Source organism: Metapseudomonas resinovorans (assembly GCF_002003485.1).
GTDB classification, from domain to species: Bacteria; Pseudomonadota; Gammaproteobacteria; order Pseudomonadales; family Pseudomonadaceae; genus Metapseudomonas; species Metapseudomonas resinovorans_D.
The window spans coordinates 1-5,481 of record NZ_BDMA01000054.1 but is presented as its reverse complement, the minus strand read 5'-3'; the positions used below and the strand labels follow the sequence as shown (position 1 = coordinate 5,481).

The 5,481-nt window shown below is 60.7% G+C and carries 5 protein-coding genes; 2 read left to right on the top strand and 3 right to left on the bottom strand.

The genetic code is table 11. The features are described from left to right. Positions 1–227 precede the first annotated feature (227 nt). Positions 228–545, top strand: a complete 318-nt coding sequence (locus MnOB_RS14510; protein ID WP_077524932.1) for a heavy metal-binding domain-containing protein — start codon at positions 228–230, stop codon at positions 543–545. Position 546: 1 nt separating this feature from the next. Here MnOB_RS14510 and MnOB_RS14505 read toward each other — a convergent pair whose 3' ends face one another. From MnOB_RS14505 to MnOB_RS14495, 3 genes are all read right to left on the bottom strand, one after another. Next, positions 547–2,013, bottom strand: coding sequence for an MltF family protein (locus tag MnOB_RS14505; protein ID WP_077524931.1), 1,467 nt, complete (start codon positions 2,011–2,013; stop codon positions 547–549). Between the two features lie 44 nt (positions 2,014–2,057). Next, a complete protein-coding gene (ppk2, locus tag MnOB_RS14500) occupies positions 2,058–2,882 on the bottom strand; it encodes a polyphosphate kinase 2 (RefSeq protein ID WP_077524930.1) in 825 nt (274 codons plus the stop codon). A gap of 158 nt (positions 2,883–3,040) precedes the next feature. Continuing rightward, the gene (locus MnOB_RS14495; protein ID WP_077524929.1) at positions 3,041–4,438 is read right to left on the bottom strand and encodes a purine-cytosine permease family protein; all 1,398 of its coding nucleotides are present in this window, start codon (positions 4,436–4,438) and stop codon (positions 3,041–3,043) included. A gap of 348 nt (positions 4,439–4,786) precedes the next feature. On the opposite strand from MnOB_RS14495, the gene MnOB_RS14490 reads away from it, so the two are divergent. Then, positions 4,787–5,272, top strand: a complete 486-nt coding sequence (locus tag MnOB_RS14490; RefSeq protein ID WP_077524928.1) for a flavin reductase family protein — start codon at positions 4,787–4,789, stop codon at positions 5,270–5,272. Positions 5,273–5,481: the final 209 nt, after the last annotated feature.

The window sequence follows — 5,481 nt, the reverse complement described above, 5'->3', positions numbered from 1 at the left end:
TCATGACCACGTCCTCAGGACGTGGTTTCCCAAGTTCAAATGAATTCGCTCCCACAAGGAGGCCGCAGCGAACCTCGACTGTAGGGGCGAATTCATTCGCCAAGCAGGCCGAAGGTCTGCCTTTCACCTCGATAGGGGGCAGCTACGCTACCCTTGGCGATTGAAATCGCCCCTACAAAAGCCACGCCCTACACTGAACGCACTTCAAACCAGCCAAGGAGCGCAGCATGATCCTCTCCACCACCCCCACCCTCGAAGGCCGGACCATTCGCGAATACAAAGGCATCGTGGTCGGCGAAGCCATTCTCGGCGCCAACGTATTCCGTGACCTGTTCGCCGGCATCCGCGACATCATCGGCGGCCGCTCCGGCGCCTATGAGAAGGAACTGGCCAAGGCGCGGGAAATCGCATTCGAAGAACTGTCCGAGCACGCCGAGAAGCTCGGCGCCAACGCGGTGGTCGGCATCGATATCGACTACGAGGTGGTCGGGCAGAACGGCAGCATGCTGATGGTGAGCATCAGCGGTACTGCCGTAACAATCTGAGTCAGGACTTCCTGGCCTTCGCCATCTCCTTGTCACGGGCAAGCTTGTAGGCCACGTAGTACTTGTAGATGTTGCCCACGTAATCGACCGTCTCGCGCCCGACCAGGCGCGCGGCGGCGTGCTCGACGTTGCCGAACCAGACGTTCTTGTCCAGCCCCGACTTCTCCGCCAACCGCCGGAACTTGCGCAGGTTGCCCGGTCCCGCGTTGTAGGCAGCAAAGGACATCAGGGTACGGTTGAGCGGCGTCAGCTCGGGATCGTTCAAGTACTTGTCGGCCAGCAGGCGCATGTACTTGCTGCCGGCCTCGATGTTGCGGTCAGCGCTCTTGTCGATTTCCTCGATGGCCACGCTGGGGTCGGCGGCGGTGCTGGGCAGCAGTTGCATCACCCCTACCGCACCACGATGACTGCGCGCCTCCTGATTGAGCTGGGACTCCTGGAATCCCTGCGCCATCAGCATCAGGTAGTCGAAGTCGTAGGTCCCGGCGTGCTTCTCGAAAATGCCAACCAGCGCGGCGAAGCGCTTCAACTCCTCCTCATCGGTGGCATCGAACAGCTCCTTGCTGTTCTTCACGTACTTGTTGCGCAGGCTGTTGCCGAAGGTGGTCCCCAGCTTGTGAGTCTTGACGAACCCGTCCAGCACCTTGAGGAGCTGCGGGCTCTCCTTGCGGATGGCCCAGGCGAGCTGAATATCGTCGCGGACGGGCATGTCCACATGGATATCCAGGTCGACGAGCACGCTCTTCCAGGTCTCGGCGATGTAGCGGTCCACCACTACCGCGTTGATCAGGCCGGCGTTGACCATCTCCAGCAGGTCCTCGGACTCCAGGTTCTCGTCCGCCGGCTTGATCACGATGGGCTCCAGTCCCTTTTCCCGGAAACTGGCATTGAGTTCGATCAGGTGCTCGTAGTAGCTGCTGGATGGCCGCACCATCACCTCCTTGCCCGCGAGGTCATCCAGCTTCTCGATCGTCATGCTCTTCGGCCCGGTGACCACCACTTCACGCACGCCACTGGCGAAGGGGGCGGTGAAGTCCACCATTTGCTGGCGTTTGTCGGTGATCGACAGACCGCCAGCGGCAATGTCCCCCTCCCCTTCGACGAGTTTGGAAAGCAGTTCGCCGCGACCGACCGGAATGAACGCGACACGCCACTGCAAGGACTTGTTCTTGTTGGGGTGTTTCTTGTTCAGCCAGGTCTCCAGCGCCTTGCCGATCTCGTAGGCGATGCCCCGCTGGCGTCCCCGATCCACCGCGAAGAAGGTCTTGCTGTAGGGCACCAGGATGCGCACCAGGCGTCGCTCGCGCATGCCCTCGAAGTCCCCTGTCCAGGCCTTGGGCAAAGGAAGCACCAAGGCATCGACCTCCGCCTCCTCGGCCTTGCTCAGCTCCGCGCTGGGGAGCTCCTCAGCCCAAGCTCCCCGCGCCAGCATCAACACGGCCAACACCAGCAACAGCAGGTAACGCATCGACCTCACGACACACCACCTTCACCGCCATGGGGCGGTGCAAATCAGAAGACTTCCTCGATCATCCGGAATGGATAAGACGCCGACTTGTACTTGCCCAGTTTGCCGCGCTTGGGCAGCTCAATTTTCTGATCGCGGGTCAGGTCCTTGTAGGGGATCTGCTTGATCAGGTGGGTGATGATGTTCAGCCGCACCCGCCGCTTGTCCTCCGAATGCGCCATGTACCAGGGCGCCCAGGACGAATCGGTGGCGGCGAACATGTCGTCGCGGGCACGGGTGTAGTCGTCCCAGCGTGCATATGACTTGAGGTCCATGGGCGACAGCTTCCAGATCTTGCGCCCATCGTCGATACGGTCCTTGAGCCGGCGGGTCTGTTCCTCGGCGCTCACCTCCAGCCAGTATTTGAGCAGGATGATTCCGGACTCGACCATCATCTTCTCGAACAGCGGCGCGACCGTGAGGAACTTGTGCGTTTGCTCCTCGGTGCAGAAGCCCATGACCCGCTCGACACCGGCGCGGTTGTACCAGCTGCGGTCGAATATCACGATTTCACCGGCCGCCGGCATATGCGGAAGATAGCGCTGTATGTACATCTGGGATTTTTCCCGCTCGGTCGGCGCCGGTAGCGCTACTACACGAAATACCCGGGGACTGACCCGTTCGGTGATGGCCTTGATGGTTCCGCCCTTGCCGGCGCCGTCGCGACCTTCGAAGACAATGCACACCTTGAGCCCTTCGGCTACGACCCACTGCTGGAGCTTCACCAGCTCCACATGCAGCCGCTTGAGCTCGCTCTCGTACTCCTTGCGCCCCAGGCTTTCCTGTTCCGCCGCTTCTTTTCCGGACGCCTTCTTCTTGCCCTTCGCCATGACCTTCTCCGTTGTTATGGACGTGATCAGTAAAAGCTAGCTGACGGCTGGCGACTTGCAGGGGCGTCTGCTCACTCTCCGTCGGCAGCTCCCCGGAAAGCACAACGCCCCGACCTGCCGGGGAGGTCGGGGCGTTGCTGAAGGGCTACCTCAAGCGGTCATTCGGCCAGGCTGAGGTCTGCCGTCGGTTCCGCTTTGCTGCGGGTGGCCAGGCAGTAGTAGAGCGGCGCGGTCACCAGCAAACCGGCCAGCCAGGAGAGGTCTACGCCTTCGATGTAATTGGCATAGGGCCCGGCATAGAGCGCAGTGTTGGCGAATGGCAGTTGCACCAGGATGCCGATGAAGTAGGCGGTGATGGCGTGCGGGTTGAAGCGACCGTAAATGCCGCCATCGGCCCGGAAGATCGACGCGATGTCGTAGCGCCCGCGCTTGATCAGATAGAAGTCCACCAGATTGATGGTGGCCCACGGCACCAGGACCAGCAGCAGCGCCAGGATCAGGCCGATGAAGTGGGAGATGAAGTTGGCCGAGGCTCCCAGGGCCATGACACAGCAGCCAGCCAGTACGACGGACGACAGGACTACTCGCACGCGGATGCTCGGCGTCCAGGCGCCGGCGAAGGTCTGGATCGAGGTGACGATGGACAATACCGCGCCGTACAGGTTGAGGGCGTTGTGGCTGATGATGTTGAGCAGGAACAGCACCATCAGCACCGGCCCCAACACGCCCGTGGCCTGCTTCACCGCCGCCATGGCCTCGGTGCCTTCTGGGGTCGCCAACACGGCTACCGCACCAAAGCTGAAAGACAAGATGGTGCCCAGGCACGCGCCGAAGTAAGTGGCCCAGAACGGCTTGGCAATACCGATGCTGGCGGGCAGGTAGCGTGAGTAATCGGAGACGTAGGGCGAGAAGCTCAGTTGCCAGATGATTCCCAGGCAGATGGTCGCGAGGAACCCCGACAGGTTGAACGCGCCACGGCTGAAGAAGTCCGCCGGCAGCTCGCTGCAGAAGATGGTAATGAAGCCGGCCAGCAGTGCGCCGCCCATCACCCAGGTCCCGATGCGGTTGAGGGTGTGGATGAAGCGGTAGCCGACCACACCGATGGCTGTCGCGCTGATGGCGCCGATGATGATCGCCGCCGGCAGTGGCACGACAGGAGCGATGCCATGGATCGACTCGCCGGCCAGGACGATATTGGAAATAAAGAAGCCGAGATAAATCACCGCCGCGAACAGCACGATCAGCAGCGCTCCGTAACGACCGAACTGGCCGCGACTCTGGACCATCTGCGGGATGCCCATCTGCGGCCCCTGGGCCGATGCCAGGGCAATGAAGACACCACCGATCATGTGCCCCAGCACAATGGCCAGCAGGCCCCAGAGCAGGTCGAGGTGGAAGACCTGGACCACCATGGCCCCGGTGACGATCGGCAATGGAGCAATATTGGTGCTGAACCAGAGCGTGAACAGGTCACGGGCCTTGCCGTGGCGCTCGGCGGGTGGCACGTAGTCGACGGTATGGTTCTCGATCAGCGTCTGCTGGGAATTCTCGGACATCGTCTTGCCTTGCTTATTGTCTTTGTAGAAAAGCCACGAAGGGGCGCAATCGGGGGTTGTGCTGACGGCGGCAGCCACCCGAAAACGAACACCATATTATGGTATTCCAAGACTCAGACAAGGCTTTTTTGGACGTCAAACTGTACTGAAAATGCGCTTTTGAGTAGCTGAATCGATCCACCATATCTTGGCAATGGCCCGTATTCAGTGGCTTACAGCGAACCTGACAACGTTCGTCGGGCGGGAGAAGACGCAGAAAAATTCCACTTGCATTGAAAGTATTACGGTATACCATCAGACACAGATGCGCTGCCGGTCGCAGCCACTTGCTCCCGATAGGTACCCGAAATGATCGACACCAATGCCTACAAACAAGTCATGGGCTCCTTCCCTTCCGGCGTCACTGTCATCACCACCCTGGATGACGACGGCCAGATCGTCGGGCTGACCGCCAGCGCCTTCAGTTCCCTGTCCATGGACCCGGCCCTGGTGCTGTTCTGCCCCAACTACAGCTCCGATTCCTATCCGGTGCTGATCAAGAGCAAGCGCTTCGCCATCCACCTGCTTTCCGCCGACCAGCGCGACGAAGCTTATGCCTTCGCGAGGAAAGGCAAGGACAAGGCCCAGGGCATCGACTGGACCCTGAGCGAACTGGGCAACCCGATCCTGGCCAATGCCACCGCCATCATCGAATGCGAACTGTGGCGCGAATACGAAGGCGGCGACCACGCAATCCTGGTGGGCGCGGTGAAGAACCTCATCGTTCCCGAGCAGGACGTGATCCCGATGATCTACTGCCGCGGCAAGATGGGCGCGCTGCAGGCCTTCGCCTGACATCAAGTTGATGTGTGCTTTGAATCCCGCCCCCTTGATTGGGGGCTTTTTTTGCCTGCGAATCGGGGCTTTTGCTGTAGGGGCGAACTCATTCGCCAACCTACGGGAAGTTCGTGCTGAACTCGGCCTCCCTCACCCCAGCCATCTCCCAGAGGGAGAGGGAGTGAAGTGGCCTAATGATTCTGGACACCCCGATAGGGCGTTAAGCT

Bases quoted from the DNA above. Each gene is read 5' to 3' on its own strand.
- MnOB_RS14510 (WP_077524932.1), top strand. From the start codon at position 228: ATGATCCTCTCCACCACCCCCACCCTCGAAGGCCGGACCATTCGCGAA.
- MnOB_RS14505 (WP_077524931.1), bottom strand. From the start codon at position 2,013: ATGCGTTACCTGCTGTTGCTGGTGTTGGCCGTGTTGATGCTGGCGCGG.
- ppk2 (WP_077524930.1), bottom strand. From the start codon at position 2,882: ATGGCGAAGGGCAAGAAGAAGGCGTCCGGAAAAGAAGCGGCGGAACAG.
- MnOB_RS14495 (WP_077524929.1), bottom strand. From the start codon at position 4,438: ATGTCCGAGAATTCCCAGCAGACGCTGATCGAGAACCATACCGTCGAC.
- MnOB_RS14490 (WP_077524928.1), top strand. From the start codon at position 4,787: ATGATCGACACCAATGCCTACAAACAAGTCATGGGCTCCTTCCCTTCC.